Below are 14,989 nucleotides of genomic sequence, written 5' to 3' on the forward strand. Positions count from 1 at the left end.
GCTGTCACCCGTCATCTGTTCGCCGTCATCTGTTCGCCGTCACCCGAGCCCAGCCGCCCCTGCCCCGACGCCCCGTTCAGCCCGCGAGGACGTCCCGCAGCGCCCGGGAGCACCTCCGGGTCCGCGCCCGGCCGGACCCGCAGCAGGGCCGTGCACAGGTCGACCTGGCCGGGGGGTGGCGCCCGCCGCCTGGTACCCGGCGAGCCGCTCGACCAGCGCACCCGGCTCGATCGCCCCGGTGGCGTCGGTCGGGGTGACGAGCAGGTACGGCGGCACGTTGGGCGGCGACCTGCCAGGCGGCCTCCTCCAGCCGGAGGGCGAGGACGGTCCCGTGCGCGCTGGCGAGGACGGCGCCGTGCGCGCTGGTACGGGCGGTGCGCAGCGGGGTGCGGTCGGTGCCGCCGAGGGCGTCCCAGAGCCGGCGCGGCGGCGTCTCCCCCGCGACCGCGGCCACCACGAACAGCACCTCACGAGGTGTGCAGTCCCCCCATTGCGCGGCTCCCCGCCAGGGTGGGTCAGACGGACCGGCTCCAGCGCCTCGACCAGCCCGGCACAGTCGAGGTGGGCCTGCCGGACCAGCCCGTCCAGTACCCGTTCGAAGGCGGCGACCTCGGGCTCGCGGGCCGCGAGCAGCGCGGAGAGTTCCTCGGCCGGCTCGGCCGCCGAGCCGATCGGTGCCCGGCCGGGCGCGGCTCGGCCACCGACGGCAGGATCTCGTCCCACCCGGTGTCCCGCGGATGCGCCTGGGCCCCGAGCGGGCCGGCGCCGCCGGGGGTGGCCGGGTCGAGGGCTCCGGCCGGCGGCGCCGCCCAGGACGGCCGACGGTCGCAGATAGCCGTACGCGTGTGCGGATTGCGTCGTGCGGAGCACGCTAGGTGACGGGTCTGACGGTTCGTCGGGCCGGCGCCGGGATGAAACATGTTCTACCAACTGGAAGCGTTACCCAGGTCACACCGCCACACGGTTGGCTTCTGCCACTATGGGCGCGTGACCGACCTGACAGAACAGCAGAGAACGATCGAGCAGGTGCCCGGCCCGGCCGCCCGGTTCGCCGAACTGCTGGAGATCGAGCAGCTGGACGAGAACACGTTCCGGGGCCGCTGCCACGCCGGCGCCCCGATGCGCGCCTTCGGCGGCCACGTCGCCGCCCAGGCCCTCGCCGCCGCCGGACGCACCTGCGCCGGAACGCGCGCGGTGCACTCGCTGCACGGCTACTTCACGCTGCCCGGCGAGCCGACCCGGTCGATCGACTACCAGGTCGAGCGACTGCGCGAGGGCTTCACCTACGCCACCCGCCAGGTCCGGGCGGTGCAGGGGCAGAAGGAGATCTTCAATCTCACCGCCTCCTTCAAGCTCCCCGAGCCGGACTCCGGCGACCGCCACCGCGAGATGCCCCCGCTGCCCGGCCCGGAGACCCTGCCCGACGCCTTCTCGCACTGGGACGAGGAACAGCGGACCGCGATCAGGAGCTCCGACGGCTTCCGCGACCTCGAACTGCGCTTCGTGCCGCCGGACGCACCGGGCGTGCCGTCGGCCGTCCCCGGGATGCCGCAACAGTTCGTCTGGCTGCGCATCGCCAGCCCGCTGCCGGACACCGACCCGCTGCTGCACACTTGCGCGCTCACCTATCTGTCCGACCTGACCCTGGCCTCCACCGCCGGCCTGCACGAACAGCCGAACTTCTTCCAGCGCCTCGAACCGCCCCGACTGCTGATGGCCTCGCTGGACCACGCGATGTGGTTCCACCGCCCGTTCCGGGCCGACGAGTGGCTGCTGTTCGCCCAGCGCAGCCCGTCCGCCTCGGACGGCCGCGGCCTGTCGCTCGGCGAGTTCTACGACCGGGAGGGCCGGCTGGTCGCCTCGGCCGTCCAGGAGGCGCTGATCCGCAGGCTGACGTAGCGGCTCCGGCGCTCCGGCGGCCGCCCGGAGAGCCGCCGGACGCCCCGCGCGCCCCCGGAAGAACCGGGGTTGCCGCCCGGCGAACGGAGGGGGGCCGGTCGGCGTCATACTCCTGAGCGGCCCCGGCCCGTATCATGGTGCGGGTGACCAAGGTTGACCTGTCACCACGGCCGGTGGAGGCGATGTCTCCGCGTCAGCTCGAACGCCGCGAAAGCCTGATCGCGGCCGCGCTCGCCCTGGTGAACGAGATCGGCGTCGAGCGGCTGCAGATGAAGCAAGTCTGCGAGCGGTCCGGAGTCGCCCTGGGGACGGCGTACCGCTACTTCTCCTCCAAGGACCACCTCCTGGCCGCGGCGATCGCCGAGTGGCACCGGCTGCTGCTGGCGGACCTGGTGGCCGAACTGCGGGGGCCGCGCGCCGGGCTGGGGGCCACGGACCGGGCGGTGCGGTTCGTCCGGGGCGGGATGCGGGCCTACCAGCGCCAGCCCGAACTGGCCCGGCTACGGGTGGCCGTCGCCGCCTCCACCGATCCCTTCGCCAGCGAGGCCCTGCAGGGCATGGCGCGCGCCGACAGCACCGCCCTCCAGGCGGTGACGGCCGAAGTGCCCGCCGCGGCCAGTGACCTGGTGCGGCACATCGTCGTCCACGCCTGGCAGGGCGAGCTGACCGCCTGGGTCACCGGCCGCACCACCCTCGGGGACGCCCGGCGGCGGCTGGAGGACGTGGTGCGGCTGGTGCTGACCCCGTACGAGACCCACTACCCGGCCCCGTACGAGGTCCAGTCCACCGGTTGAGCCGGTCCCGCGGCCCTTCCCGACGGTGCGCGCTCAGACCACCGTCACCGGGTGCGCCACCACCGCGCCGAACAGGTAGCCCTCACGGTTGAAGGCCTCCCGCTCGGGCTGGGTGACGCCCCGGCGGTCCGTCGCGCGGGCGCGCAGCTCGTGACGGCCGGGCCGCTCGGGGCGCCAGAGGATGCTCCAGCGCGTCCAGTCGCCGGCGCACGGCTCGTCGGACAGCTCGGCGGGCCGCCAGCTCAGGCCGCCGTCGGTGCTCACCTCCACGAGGTGCACCGGCGCCGTGCCGGACCAGGACCGCCCGTGCAGCCGGTGCTCGCGCCCGGCCGCCAGCCGCGCGCCCTCGGCCAGTTCGAACGCGGACTTGACCACCTGGGTGGTGAGCGCGGCCCCGCCGCCGGGCGGGTGGCCGGGGCCGAACATCCGGTAGAACTCGGTGTTCCAGGGCGAGTGGAGCGGGTGGTCGGCGACCTCGATGCTGCCGACCCACTTGATCGAGGCGATGCCGACCCAGCCGGGCACCACCAGCCGCACCGGCGCGCCGTGATCGGGGGTCAGCGGCTGCTCGTTCATCTCGTACGCGAGCAGCGTGTCGTCCAGCGCCTTGGCGATCGGCAGCGGGCGGCGCACCGGGCCGTGGTTGGTGGCGCCGACGACGTAATCCGGGTCCAGGCCGGTCGGCAGCACGTCCACCGCGCCGTCGGTCAGCCCGGCGGCCCGCAGCACCTCGGCCAGCCGGACGCCCCGCCAGCTCGCCGAGCCGATGCTGCCGAGCGTCCACGGCGTGCCGGGGGTGTGCCGGCCCTGCTGGCGGTGGAAGTAGCTGCGGCCGTTGCCGGCGCACTCGATCACCGCGTGGATCCCGGTGGCGGGCAGCGCGCGCAGGTCGTCGAGGGTGAACTCGACGGCCCGCTCCGGTGCCGGGGCACCGCGCAGGCCGCTGCCGAACAGCTTCAGCCGCCAGCCGACCGGATCGATCAGCGGAGTGCTGGTGTGGTTGCGGACGAAGAACCGTTCCACCGGGACGTGACGGCCGAAGGCGGCCTCGCCGTCGGCGTCGCGCAGCGCCTCCCACCGCATCTCGGCGTTGGTGTCGCGCTGGATGAACCACTGGGCAGGCAGCGGTTTGACGATTCCGGGCGAGCTGACGATTCCGGGCGGGTTGACGCTTCCGGGCGGGTTGACGCTTCCGGACACGGGCCTGGGCACCTCCTCGGCGGCCGCCCGGCCCGGGGCGAACACCGGAGCGGCCGTCGCGGGCACGGCGAGCGCCCCGGCGGCGGAGCGCGGCGGCATCCGGACGGCACTGTCCGGATGGCGCTCCACACCCCAGCGTAGGGGCTCCGGCGCGTTCCGTGACCGGGACGGACGTCCGGGCCTTCCGTTTGACCTTCTCACCGGTGTGAATACCTAGCGTTCCCGGTGTCGGAACGAGCGCCGCTCGAACGGGCGGCCCATCCGACTGGGCAGCCCGTCCCACCGGGCGGTCGGTCCGGCTGAGTACGCCACGCCGTCCCACCGATCGGATCCCACCGACCAAGCACCGAGGAGCACCCGTGCCGTCCACCACCCCCGCCTTCGCCCCGCTCGCCCGGATCGTCCAGGGCTCCGGCCCCGGCCTGCTGCTCGCCCACGGCGCCGGCGGCAGCGCCCGGGACAACTGGGGCCCGCTGCTGCCCGACCTCGCCGCGCACCGCACCGTCGTCGCGCCCGACTACCCCGGCTCCGGCGACAGCCCGTACGAGCCGGGCGAGCCGACCCTGGACGAGTACGCCGACCGGCTGGTCGCCGCCGCCGACGAGGAGGGCCTCGACCGCTTCGACCTGGCCGGCTTCTCGCTGGGCGCCGCCGTCGCCGTCCGGATCGCCACCCGCCACCCCGAGCGGGTCCGCTCGCTGCTGCTGATCGCGGGCCTGGCCGGCGGTTCGGCGCGGCAGAGCGCGCTGGCCGAGCTCATGGTCCGGCTCCGCGACCGGCCCGCCGAGCTCGCCGACCTGATGCTCACCGTCGTCCTCGGCCACAGCTGGGTGGACGCGCTGCCCGCCGACCGGTTCGCGGTGCTGCGGGAGGGGCTCAGGTCCCCGCTGCCGGCCGGTTTCCCGCAGCAGTTCCGGCTCGCCGCCCGGACCGACGTCCGCGCCGAACTGGCCTCGATAGCCGTGCCCACACTGGTCGTCAGCACCGTCGAGGACATGCTCGTCCAGCCGTCCCAGCACCGCCTGCTGGCCGAGGGCATCCCCGGCGCCCGTTTCGTCGAACTCCCCGGCGGGCACCTGCCGATGGTCGAGGCTATGCCCCAACTGCGCGAGGTGGCAATGGAGTTCGTGAAGGACTGACCCGGGATTCCGGGATGGGAGGGCCAGCGTGCCCGGGAACACCCTGCCGGCGGCCCGCGTTGGCCCGATCATGCGCATCGGAGAACTCGCACGCCTGACCGGGGTGTCCGCCCGCCTGCTCCGCTACTACGAGGAGCAGGGCCTGCTCCGGCCCGCCCGCACCACGGCCGGCTACCGCGAGTACGACGAGGAGGACACCGTACGGGTGTGGCAGATCCGCAGCCTGCTCGCGGCCGGCCTGCCCACCCGGGTCATCGCCGAGATCCTGCCCTGCGCCACCGGCCCGACGCCGGCCCTGACGGCCTGTCCGGACCTGCTCGCCACCCTGCGCGGCGAACTCGCCGACCTGGACGCCCGGATCGACGACCTCACCCGCAGCCGCCTTGCGCTCTCCCACTACCTGGCGACCGCGCACGCGCCGAGCGCGGAGCAGGCGGCCTGACCGCCGGGCGTGATCGCCGGGGCGGGTCGGCGAGGCGGGCCACCGGGGCGAGTCGGTCGGCGAGGCGCGCCCGACGGGGACCAGGTCCCACCCGCCGAGCGCGGACGGCCCCGCTGACCAGCGCGTACGCCCCGGCCGCGGGTCGGGTGGGGCGTACGCGGCCAACCGACGCCCAAGCCCCGCCCGTTCTTCACCCGCGCGTACCGACCGTTCACACCGCCCTGGAACCCTTCCTGTCATGAACGCCAGCCCTCAGGCGCCCTACCAGGAACCGCGCTTCCCGCTCCCCCAGCGCCACCGTCGCCTCCTCGCCTGCACCGCCGTCCTCGCCTCCATCGCCCTGGGCACCCTCGGTGTCGGCGCCACCGTGGAGACCGTCCGGCAAGGCCCGCTCGCCACCACCACCGCGAGCAAGTAGCCGCCCGCTCCTCCCAGCACCGTCGTCCCCCTCGGACGCGGTGCTTCCGCCTTTCCGGCACCGGACGCGAGGGCCACTTCCTGACCGAAGGTCGTCAAGTACTAAGATCGTCCCGCAACACGACGCGAAGGGGATGCAGTGGCGCGGGTTGCGATCATCGGTGGCGGTATCAGCGGGCTGGGGACGGCACTCATGCTCGGCCGGCGGGGCCACCCGGTCACCTTGTTCGAACAGGACACGCGGCAGGCCGAAGAGGACCTGGACCGGGACTTCTACCACTGGAACCGGCCCCGGGTCCCCCAGGCCGACCAGCCCCATTCGTTCCTCGCCCCCGTCCGCACCGTGCTGCGCACCGAGGCCCCCGACGTCTACGCGGACGTGCTGGCCCGCGGAGCCCGGGAGTACCACGACTTCGACTGGTTCGACGAGCGCCCCCCGCACCGGCCCGGCGACGAGGAACTGGTGACCCTGCGCACCCGTCGCATCGTGCTGGAAGCCGCCCTGACCGCAGCCGTACGGCGGGAACCCACCGTCGAGGTGCGGCGAGGCTCCCGGGTGCGCGGCCTCACCGTCCAGGACGGGAACCCTCCCCGGGTCACCGGCGTGCGGACGGACAGCGGAACCCACCCGGCGGACCTCGTCGTCGACGCTGCCGGGCGTCGCTCGCCCGTCCCCGCCTGGCTGGTCGCGGCCGGCTGCCGCCCGCCCGTGGTCGGCAGCCACCGCACCGGGATCACCTACGTGTGCCGCTGGTACCGCCTGCGCGCCGACGGCCCGCGCGACCCCGGGCGGGTCAAGACCGGCTCCGCCGCCGGGTTCGCGCTCGCCGGCGTCTTCCCCTCCGACAACGACACCTTCGCGCTGAGCATGGTGCTCTCCACGAGTGACCCGACCCGCGGCGCACTCACCGACCCCGCCGTGTTCGAGGCCGTCTCCCGGCGCTTCCCCGCCTGCGCCGCCTGGCTCGACCTCGACCCCGAACCCCAGTCGCCCGTCCTGGCGATGGCCGGCCTGGACAACCGCTGGACCTCCCTCACCGACGGCACCGGCCCCGTCGTGACCGGTCTGGTCAACGCCGGGGACAGCCTGGTCCACACCAACCCCACCCTCGGCCACGGCGTGGCCCTCGGCCTGCTCGCCGCCCAGTACCTGGCCGGCCACACCGACCGGGTCGCCGCGGACCCGACCGGCTACCACGCCTGGACCACCGAGACCCTCCGCCCGTGGTTCGACGCCCAGGTGACCGCCGACCGCGCCAACGAGCAACGCCTCACCGACGGTTCAGCCCTCCCGGACCGCCGGACCGCCGCCCTGGCCGCCTGCGCCTTCGACGACCCGGTCGTCATGCGGGCCCGCGCCCACGTACGCCACCTCGTGCGAACCCCCGACGAGGCCTACGCCACCGCCGAAGTCGACCAGGCCGTCACCACCTGGCTCGCCGCCCACCCCGACTTCACCCCCCACCACGACGGCCCGACCCGCGCCCAGTGGGACGCCCTCATCCCGGCCTGAACCACCACGCCCCCGGCGCGGCCACCAGCCCGGCGGGCACAGCCCAGCCCGGCAGGCGCAACCCAGCCCGGCGGGCACAGCCCGACACCGTGGCCGAAGCGCAGCGCAGACTAGGTGCGCAGGCCCTCGCGGGGCGGGGGCGGGAGGGTGGGGGTGGGGCGGGAGTGGCGGCCGGTGCCCGGGGTGGGGTGGAGGTCGGGGGCCGGGGCGTAGCGGGCGGCCGGGGGGCGGAGGAGCCAGGTGGTGCGGGGGGTGGGGGTGATCAGGCCGAGGCGGTGGAGGAGGTCGAGGGCGTCGCGCCGCAGGGCTGTGCGGTCGGCGAGATAGCGGGCGGGGAGGCCGTGGTCGTCGGCGATGTCGCCGAGGACCCCGTCTATCAGCGCGTCGGCGATCGGGACGTCGCCGTCGGTGGCCTCGCCGGGCAGCGGGCGGACCTCCTCGACCAGGCGCTCGACCAGCAGCAGGGAGGCCTGGGCGAGGGTACCGGCGCCGGGGAGGGCGAGGTCGGTGAGTTCGGCGGCCGGGTCGAGCAGAGCGACGCCCTCGGCGCGCAGTTCGGCCTCCAGTCCGAGGAACTCCGCGAGTGCGGCTGGGCCGCTGTGCCGGTGCTCGTGCAGCCAGGCGCGCTGGTCCTCGGGGAGGTCGGCGGCGAGGACGGCGGGCGCCTCGGCGAGGAGTCGCCGCACGGCGGTGGCGGGTTCGGCCTCGGCGGCGCGGCGGATGAGGTCGGCGGCGTCGTCGGCCAGCGCGGGCGGGCCGGCCGGGACGGCGCGGGCGAGTTCGCGGTCGACGGTCAGCACGAAGGCGGTGTCTGCCGGGTCGGCCGGCAGTTCGCCCAACACCTGCCAGTCGACCAGCGCGGCGAGCGCCATGTCGAGGGCCGCTATGCCCGCCGATCCCGCCGAGCCGGCCGCCTCGATCGCCTCGGTCGCGAGGTCGGGCGCGGCCGCCCGCATCGCCTCGAGCAACCGCCCGTACGGGAGTTGCTCGGGGGCGTCGACGAGCAGGGCCAGGGCGAGCGCGAGCTGGGCGTAGCCGGCCGGGGTGAACGGAGCACCGGTGGCGGGGTGTTCGAGCCGGCGGGCGGCGCCGGGCCCGAGGCCGGCCTTGCAGAGCCGGGCGTGCCAGGGGCCGACGACCAGGCGGTAGCCGAGCAGGGTGTCGAAGCGTTCGGTGAGCCAGTCGCGGTGACGGCGGATCAGCGGGAAGCCCTCGGCGTGCGGGCCGGAGGCGGTGACCAGCGGGTGGGCGAGCAGCAGCCGGGCGGCGATGCGGCGTTCGGCCTCCGGGAGTTCCTCGTCGGAACGATCCTGCACGTCACGGGGCAGCTCAGGGAGCGCCCGGCCGCGCTCCGGCCTGCGGTGCCTGCCGGGCCTGCCTTGCTTGGCACCTGACCGGACGACGGGCAGCGCGGCGGCGTCGCGCCGGGCGCGGCGCAGGCCGCCGTCGGTGCGGGCCTCGCGGGCGCGCGGGACGGCGGCGGCGTGGGCCGTCGGGCCGTGCCACCAGCTGACGGTGGGGTCGGCGGGTACGGCGGCGGCGCCGAGGTGGCGGGCCGGGTAGAGGCCGAAGGAGGCGGTGCACAGGTCGTCGGCGGTGCCGGGGGTGGCGGCGGCGAACCAGTGGGCGAGCCGCAGCAGTCCCGGGTCGGGCGAGAGCCCTTCGACGGGGGCCTGCGCGTCGTCAGCTCCCCGCTCGGCCACCGCATCGACGGCCACGGCGTCGACGGAGGCCACGGCATCGGCACGGTGGGCGTCAGCACGGTCGACGCCGGTGGAGTCGGACCCGCGTTCGGCTTCGCGTTCGACTTCGCGTACGGCGAGGACGGCGTCGGCGGTCCCCCGTCCTGCCCCGCCCGCGCGTCCGTCCGGCCTGCCGGCGGCCACCCGGGTGGCGCCGACCGCGTACTCCTGCTGCTCCATGTCGGGGTCAAGACTAGACGGTGACCGGGTCACCCGGTGGCAGCAACCGTCCTCCTGAGGAAGTCTCCGCAGGAGCCGTCGAAGCGGCCGCTCGCCCTCCGCTCTCCCGGCCGCGCCGTCACCTCCCGTTCCCCACCGGGGTTACGCACCGGTAACCCGGACTTCCCCCGCCTGGTCGGCTCCCGTAGGGTCGGTGGTTCCCCCAGCCGAGCGACCTCGGAGGCACTCGCCGCATGAGCATCCGTACGACCACCCGCGCCGCCGGCCTCGGCGGGCGCCTGCGTTCGGCCACCGGCCTGCTCGGCGGCTACGCGGCCACCTCGGCGGCGCACCTGGGTTCGATCCTGTCCGGGGCCTCGGTGCTGCGGAACGCCACCAAGCCGGCGCTGATGCCGCTGCTGGCCGCGCACAGCGTGTCGGCGGCGGCCGCTGCCGGGCGCGAGGCGCCGAAGCTGCTGGTCCCGGCGCTGCTGGCGAGCGCGGGCGGGGACGTGCTGCTTCAGCTGAAGAACGACACCGCGTTCCTGGCCGGCATGGGTTCGTTCGCGGCCGCGCACGTCTGCTACGTCACGATGTTCGTCCAGCGCGGGGCGCTCACCGACCGTCGGCGCGCCCTGGTGGTCGCGGCCGCGTACGCGACGGCCTGGGTGGGCCTGGTCGGTCAGCTCTGGCCGGACCTCGGGGAGCTGAAGGTCCCGGTGGCCGGCTACAGCCTGCTGCTCACCTCGACGGCCGTCACCTCGGCCGGGCTGGGCTGGCGGACCGGGCTGGGCGGGGCGCTGTTCCTGCTGTCCGACACGCTGATCGCCACCCAGTTGGCGAAGTGGCGCGAGCTGCCGGGGCATCAGTTCTGGATCATGGCGACGTACGTGCTGGCCCAGTACCTGCTGGCCAGCGGCATCCTCCAGCAGGAGGAGCGGCAGGAGCGGGCGGCCGGCTAGGGCCTGGCCGGCATGATCCGCCGGACAGGCCCGAACGCAGTGCAGCGCCGCCGGTCCCGTCAGGGTCCGGCGGCGCGACGCGCGGGCGTGGAGGGGGTGGGGCCGTCAGGCACTGCGCCTCCGGAGCAGCCAGAAGCCGCCGAGGCCGCCCGCGACCAGGGCCAGCCCTCCCGCCAGCTCCGCCGGGTTCGCCACGACCGAGCCTCCGAGGCCGGTCTTGACCGCGCCGTGCGGGGCGACCTGCTGGCTGCCGGCGCCGGACTGGCCGAGCGAGCCGGCCCACTCCCCGGCCGCCTTGCCCCAGTCGCCGAGGCCCTTGTCCGGGCCGGACTCGGCGACGGTGGTGACCGTGACGCTGGTGGAGAAGGCGCCGCCGTCCGGGCAGGTGCCGTCGACCTTGCTGTTCCCGTTGTGCTGGGAGGTCAGCCGGGCGGAGCCGCTGTGCTTGCCGTCGGACCCCAGGGTGAGGGTCGCGGGGCCGCCCTCGAACGCGGCGGAGTGGGCGGTGATGGTCTTGGCGTCGGGCTTGTCCGACTTCTCGCAGGAGACCGTGACCCTCACGGTCTGGCCCGGTGCGGCCTGGGACGGGCTGACCGAGGCCGCGCCGTCCCTGGCTGCCGCAAGGGGGGCCGTGAGACCGGTCAGCACCGTCGCGCCGATCAGGGCGGCGGCGGCCGTACGCATGGGGCGCATGCCGGAACCTCCGGGATTCTCGGGCGCAGCCGGGGACTCCCATGTCCACGTGGTGTTTCAACTGCACCCGGTCATTCACCGACGGTAGGCAGCTACTCCACCCGCGGCCACCGCTCAGGACCGTTCGAGCGACACCCCGTCGCGCACTGTGACTGGTTGGCGGGGCGCCGGAGCCTCAGAGGTCCAGGTCCACCACGACGGGGGCGTGGTCGGAGGTGCCCTTGCCCTTGCGGGCCTCGCGGTCGACGTAGCTGTCGGTGACGGCGTCGACGAAGGGCTTGTTGGCATAGGTGAGGTCGATCCGCATGCCCCGGTTCTTCGGGAACGCCAGCTGGCGGTAGTCCCAGTAGGTGTAGGGACGGTCGTACTTCAGCGGGCGCGGCAGCACGTCTTGCAGGCCGATCTCGCCGAGGGCCTCCAGCGCGGCGCGCTCGACGGGGGTGACGTGGGTGAGGCCCTCGAAGGCGGCGACGTCGAAGACGTCCTCGTCGGTCGGGGCGATGTTGAAGTCGCCGAGGACGGCGAACGGGCGCGGACCGGCCGCGTCCTCTTCGGCGGCCTTGCGCAGCGCCTCCAGCCACTCCAGCTTGTAGCGGTAGTGGGCGTGGCCGACCTCGCGGCCGTTGGGCACGTACACCGACCAGACCCGGACCGGTCCGCAAGTGGCCGCGATGGCGCGCGGCTCGACCTCGGGCAGCAGGGCGCCGTCGGCCAGGTAACCGGGCTGACCGGGCAGGCCGCGCACGACGTCGTCCAGGCCGAGCCGGGAGACGACGGCGACGCCGTTCCACCGGCCGGTGCCGTGCGCCGCCGTCTCGTAGCCGAGCTCGCGGACCTGCTCGTAGGGGAAGGCGTCGGCCGCGCACTTGAGCTCCTGGAGGCAGAGCACGTCGGGCTCGGCGCTCTCCAGCCACTCCAGGAGCTTGGGCAGCCGCGCGGTGACGGAGTTGATGTTCCAGGTGGCGATGCGGACGGTCACGGCGGGCGGCCTTCCCGGTGGTTCGGTCGGTACGGACGGGGGTGGGCCCACCCCGGAGGGAGACCCACCCCGAACATACCGCCCGGCAGCGACAACCCGGCCCGATCAGCCTCCGGGACGGGCGTCCGCACGAGCCGGTACGGCCGGCCCGCTCAGTGCCGCCGGCCCGCTCAGGTCGGCCGGCCTGCCCAGTTCGGCCGGGCTGCTCAGTGCTGCCCGCCAGCTGGCCGGACCACCGCAGCGGACCCGCCGCCGCGCCGCACCGGTTCGGCGGCGGCCACCCAGCGGCCGTCCGGCAGCCGTTCCACACCGGTGGCGGCGCCGATCTCGCCGCCGCCGGCGAACTTTTGCCCGAGGGCCTCCAGCTCGGCCCGCTCCGGCAGGGCCAGGAAGCCCGGCTCGGCCTGGGTGGCGGCGGTGTTGCGCTGGCTGGCGCGCGGGGCGGCGATGGCCTGCTCCAGGCTCAGCCCCCGATCGAGGCGGCCGAGCAGCACCTGCAGGGTGGTGGTGATGATGGTCGCGCCGCCGGGGCTGCCGGTGGCCAGCAGCGGCTCCCCGTCGCGCAGCACGATGGTCGGGGACATCGAGGAGCGCGGCCGCTTGCCTGGACCGGGCAGGTTCGGGTCGGGGACGCCGACGGTGAGCGGGGCGAAGTCGAAGTCGGTCAGCTCGTTGTTGAGCAGGAAGCCCCGACCCGGGACGGTGATGCCGCTGCCGCCGGTCTGCTCGATGGTGAGGGTGTACGAGACGATGTTGCCCCAGCGGTCCGCCACCGTCAGGTGGGTGGTGTTGGGGCCCTCGTACGGCTCGGCGACGGCCTGCCCGGTGTCGGCGCAGTCGGCCGGGTGGCGCGGGTCGCCTGGGGCGAGCGGGCTGGTGAGGGCGTGGTCGGGGCTGATCAGGCAGGCCCGGGAGGCGGCGTAGCGCTCGGAGAGCAGCTGCTTGGTCGGGACGTCGCTGAAGGCCGGGTCGCCGACCCAGCGGTTGCGGTCGGCGAAGGCGATCCGCGAGGCCTCCAGGAAGTGGTGGTAGTACTGCGTGCTGCCGTAGTCCGAGAGGTCGCCGTCCTCGAGGATGTTCAGCGCCTCGCCGACGGTGGTGCCGCCGGAGCTGGAGGGGGCCATCGAGTAGACGTCGTAGTCGCGGTAGGCGACGTGGGTGGGCGCCTGGCTGCGGACCCGGTAGCCGGCCAGGTCGGCGGTGTCGACCTTTCCGGGGCGGGCCTTGCGGCCGGAGGCCGGGTCGACCGGCGGGTGCTGCAGGGTGTTGGCGATGTCCTGGGCCAACTCGCCCTGGTAGAAGGCCTTCACGCCGTCCTTGGCGAGCAGCTTGTAGGTCGCGGCGAGGTCGGGGTTGCGCAGGACGGAACCGACCTCCGGGGGCTTGCCGTTCGGCAGGAAGAGCTTGGCGGTGGCCGGGAAGTCCTTGAACCGGTCGTAGTTGTCGGCGGTCTGGCCGCGGAAGGTGGCGTCGACGACGAAACCGTTCTCGGCGATCCGCTCGGCGGGTTCCAGGGTCTGTGCGAGCGAGCGGGTGCCCCACTGGCGCAGCGCGGAGTCCCAGGTGGCGGGGGTGCCCGGGACGCCCACGGACAGGCCGCTGGTGACGGCGTCGGCGAAGGCGAGCGGCTTTCCGTCCTCCAGGAACAGCCCGCTGTCGGCGGTGCGACCGGCCACCTCGCGGCCGTCGATGGTGTGCACCCGGCCGGTGGCGTGGTCGTAGTAGACGAAGTACCCGCCGCCGCCGATCCCGGACGAGTACGGCTCGGTCACCCCGAGCGCCGCGGCGGCCGCCACCGCCGCGTCCACCGCGTTCCCGCCCTTGCGCAGCACCTCGATCCCGGCGGCCGTGGCATCGGCGTCCACGGTCGCCACTGCTCCGCCCCACCCCACCGCCTCCGGCACCTTGGGCGGCGCCGCCGCGGCCCCGGCGGGCCCGGTGGTGGCCCAGAGCAGTGCGTTGGCGAGCAGCAGTGATGGCGCGAGACGGGTCAGAGCCCTCATCCGAGTCCTCCTGAGTCGACGTCAACTCATCAGTTGTTCCACAGGAGGGATGATCCGACAACCACACCACATAGCTACCAACGGGTAGTTGACCTGGCGATGGCGCCGACATCGAAGGTCACGTTCCGGATTCGGTTCCAAACAATCCGGAACGTCTCTTTATGTGATCCATATACGGTCTGATGGTTCGCCACGACCTCATCACAGAAGGATCCGGCTCCTCCGTGATTCCGCCACCTCCCTCCCAGCCACCAGCAGTTCCGCCGCACCGCCCCTGGTGGCAGCACCGCGGGGTGCATGCCGCCAGCTTCCTGGTGTTCCCGGTCGCGGCCTTCGCGATCGCCTGGACCTGGCCCCGACCGCTCTGGCGCAAGCTCACCAGCACGGTGCTCGCGGCGTTCTGCAGCCTGGTGTGGCTCGGCGCACTGGTCGGCCCCCAGCCGACCACCCCCGCACCCACCCCCGCGCCGGTCGCGGCGACGGCCGGCCCGTCCGCCACACCGACGCCGTCCACCACGCCGTCGCCGTCGACCACGCCGGACCCGACGCCGACGGGGACGCCGACCCCGGCCGGGACTCCGACGGTCACCGCCACCCCGGAACCGGTCGCGCCGAGCCAGGCCCCGCAGATCCACACCGAGCCACCGGCCGCGGCCACACCCGAGCCCGCCCCGCATCCGACCGCCCAGTCGGCCGACCCGGGCACCGGTGGAAGTAGCTCGTCCACTGGTGGCGGCGCGAGCAGCTCGGGCGGGTCCAGCTCGGGAGGATCCGGCTCAGGGGGCTCGACGTCCGGCGGATCCGACTCCGGCGGGTCCGGCTCGGGAGGAGGCTCAGCCGCAACCGTCCGTCCAGGGGCCTTCTGCTCCCCGGCCGGCGCGACCGGCGTCACCACGAAGGGCACCCCGATGATCTGCGGCCCCGGCACGGACGGCCGGGACCGCTGGAAGTCGGCCGGCTGACGACTGACGGCTGACGACTGACGCCTGACGGCTGACGGCTGACAGATTTCAGCGAACAGATAACGTTGTCTGTTCGCTGAAATCC

The 14,989-nt window shown here is 74.6% G+C and carries 14 protein-coding genes; 8 read left to right on the forward strand and 6 right to left on the reverse strand.

Features of this window, described 5'->3' with window-relative positions:
- Positions 1-76: 76 nt before the first annotated feature.
- Complete coding sequence (locus tag O1G21_RS08335; protein ID WP_270142118.1) at positions 77-466, reverse strand: hypothetical protein; 390 nt, start codon at positions 464-466, stop codon at positions 77-79.
- Positions 467-987: 521 nt separating this feature from the next.
- Here O1G21_RS08335 and O1G21_RS08340 point away from each other — a divergent pair.
- Complete coding sequence (locus O1G21_RS08340; RefSeq protein WP_270142120.1) at positions 988-1,899, forward strand: acyl-CoA thioesterase; 912 nt, start codon at positions 988-990, stop codon at positions 1,897-1,899.
- A gap of 143 nt (positions 1,900-2,042) precedes the next feature.
- Entirely contained in the window at positions 2,043-2,693 is a 651-nt protein-coding gene (locus O1G21_RS08345) for a TetR/AcrR family transcriptional regulator (RefSeq protein WP_270142121.1), read from the forward strand.
- Positions 2,694-2,726: 33 nt separating this feature from the next.
- On the opposite strand, the gene O1G21_RS08350 is transcribed toward O1G21_RS08345, so the two are convergent.
- A complete protein-coding gene (locus O1G21_RS08350; RefSeq protein WP_270142123.1) occupies positions 2,727-3,992 on the reverse strand; it encodes a sulfite oxidase in 1,266 nt (421 codons plus the stop codon).
- A gap of 260 nt (positions 3,993-4,252) precedes the next feature.
- Here O1G21_RS08350 and O1G21_RS08355 point away from each other — a divergent pair, with 260 nt between their 5' ends.
- The 4 genes from O1G21_RS08355 to O1G21_RS08370 all read left to right on the forward strand — a co-directional run bounded on the left by O1G21_RS08355 (position 4,253) and on the right by O1G21_RS08370 (position 7,404).
- The gene (locus tag O1G21_RS08355) at positions 4,253-5,032 is read left to right on the forward strand and encodes an alpha/beta fold hydrolase (protein ID WP_270142125.1); all 780 of its coding nucleotides are present in this window, start codon (positions 4,253-4,255) and stop codon (positions 5,030-5,032) included.
- A gap of 28 nt (positions 5,033-5,060) precedes the next feature.
- On the forward strand, positions 5,061-5,474 hold the full coding sequence (locus O1G21_RS08360; protein WP_333493437.1) for a MerR family transcriptional regulator: 414 nt from the start codon (positions 5,061-5,063) through the stop codon (positions 5,472-5,474).
- 238 nt (positions 5,475-5,712) lie between these two features.
- Entirely contained in the window at positions 5,713-5,892 is a 180-nt protein-coding gene (locus O1G21_RS08365; protein ID WP_270142127.1) for a hypothetical protein, read from the forward strand.
- A gap of 138 nt (positions 5,893-6,030) precedes the next feature.
- Positions 6,031-7,404 carry an FAD-dependent oxidoreductase gene (locus O1G21_RS08370; protein WP_270142129.1) on the forward strand — a complete coding sequence of 458 codons (1,374 nt, stop codon included), beginning with the start codon at positions 6,031-6,033 and terminating at the stop codon, positions 7,402-7,404.
- A 110-nt stretch (positions 7,405-7,514) separates the two neighbouring features.
- Here the strand turns inward: O1G21_RS08370 and O1G21_RS08375 are convergent, their stop codons facing one another.
- Complete coding sequence (locus O1G21_RS08375; protein WP_270142131.1) at positions 7,515-9,326, reverse strand: DUF2398 family protein; 1,812 nt, start codon at positions 9,324-9,326, stop codon at positions 7,515-7,517.
- A 233-nt stretch (positions 9,327-9,559) separates the two neighbouring features.
- On the opposite strand from O1G21_RS08375, the gene O1G21_RS08380 reads away from it, so the two are divergent.
- Positions 9,560-10,267, forward strand: coding sequence for a lysoplasmalogenase (locus tag O1G21_RS08380; RefSeq protein WP_270142132.1), 708 nt, complete (start codon positions 9,560-9,562; stop codon positions 10,265-10,267).
- A 105-nt stretch (positions 10,268-10,372) separates the two neighbouring features.
- Here O1G21_RS08380 and O1G21_RS08385 read toward each other — a convergent pair whose 3' ends face one another.
- From O1G21_RS08385 to ggt, 3 genes are all read right to left on the reverse strand, one after another.
- Positions 10,373-10,960 carry a hypothetical protein gene (locus O1G21_RS08385; protein ID WP_270142134.1) on the reverse strand — a complete coding sequence of 196 codons (588 nt, stop codon included), beginning with the start codon at positions 10,958-10,960 and terminating at the stop codon, positions 10,373-10,375.
- A gap of 175 nt (positions 10,961-11,135) precedes the next feature.
- On the reverse strand, positions 11,136-11,939 hold the full coding sequence (locus tag O1G21_RS08390) for an exodeoxyribonuclease III (protein WP_270142136.1): 804 nt from the start codon (positions 11,937-11,939) through the stop codon (positions 11,136-11,138).
- A gap of 206 nt (positions 11,940-12,145) precedes the next feature.
- Positions 12,146-13,942, reverse strand: coding sequence for a gamma-glutamyltransferase (gene ggt / locus O1G21_RS08395; protein ID WP_270142138.1), 1,797 nt, complete (start codon positions 13,940-13,942; stop codon positions 12,146-12,148).
- 293 nt (positions 13,943-14,235) lie between these two features.
- On the opposite strand from ggt, the gene O1G21_RS08400 reads away from it, so the two are divergent.
- Complete coding sequence (locus O1G21_RS08400) at positions 14,236-14,904, forward strand: hypothetical protein (protein ID WP_270142140.1); 669 nt, start codon at positions 14,236-14,238, stop codon at positions 14,902-14,904.
- Positions 14,905-14,989: the final 85 nt, after the last annotated feature.

Source organism: Kitasatospora cathayae (genome assembly GCF_027627435.1).
GTDB classification, from domain to species: domain Bacteria; phylum Actinomycetota; class Actinomycetes; order Streptomycetales; family Streptomycetaceae; genus Kitasatospora; species Kitasatospora cathayae.

Bases quoted from the DNA above. Each gene is read 5' to 3' on its own strand.
- O1G21_RS08350 (WP_270142123.1), bottom strand. From the start codon at position 3,992: ATGCCGCCGCGCTCCGCCGCCGGGGCGCTCGCCGTGCCCGCGACGGCC.
- O1G21_RS08365 (WP_270142127.1), top strand. From the start codon at position 5,713: ATGAACGCCAGCCCTCAGGCGCCCTACCAGGAACCGCGCTTCCCGCTC.
- O1G21_RS08375 (WP_270142131.1), bottom strand. From the start codon at position 9,326: ATGGAGCAGCAGGAGTACGCGGTCGGCGCCACCCGGGTGGCCGCCGGC.
- O1G21_RS08380 (WP_270142132.1), top strand. From the start codon at position 9,560: ATGAGCATCCGTACGACCACCCGCGCCGCCGGCCTCGGCGGGCGCCTG.
- O1G21_RS08385 (WP_270142134.1), bottom strand. From the start codon at position 10,960: ATGCGCCCCATGCGTACGGCCGCCGCCGCCCTGATCGGCGCGACGGTG.
- ggt (WP_270142138.1), bottom strand. From the start codon at position 13,942: ATGAGGGCTCTGACCCGTCTCGCGCCATCACTGCTGCTCGCCAACGCA.